Origin of the sequence: Microcoleus sp. Z1_A1, from assembly GCF_036700305.1 — a bacterium.
Lineage (GTDB): Bacteria > Cyanobacteriota > Cyanobacteriia > Cyanobacteriales > Microcoleaceae > Microcoleus.
The window spans coordinates 24,042-24,343 of the sequence record NZ_JAUBOR010000066.1; the positions used below are offsets into that span (position 1 = coordinate 24,042).

Annotated in this window: 1 pseudogene; it reads left to right on the forward strand. The window is 54.3% G+C overall.

What is annotated here, in order from left to right:
- Positions 1-302 (forward strand): annotated as a pseudogene (locus QT973_RS25100) (hypothetical protein); the annotation flags it as partial.

The window sequence follows — 302 nt, forward strand, 5'->3', positions numbered from 1 at the left end:
CCGACTCCCACACCGACTACAAGTCCAACTCCAACTCCCACACCGACTACAAGTCCAACTCCCACACCGACTACAAGTCCAACACCAACTCCCACACCAACTACAAGTCCAACTCCCACACCGACTACAAGTCCAACTCCAACTCCCACACCAACTACAAGTCCAACTCCAACTCCCACACCGACTACAAGTCCAACTCCAACTCCAACTAACAACCAACCGCCATTAGCCAACAATGCCAACTCCCGCCTCGCGCCCAACAGCAGCCAGTTAGTCACAGGATTGGGAGGAAGTGACCCCGA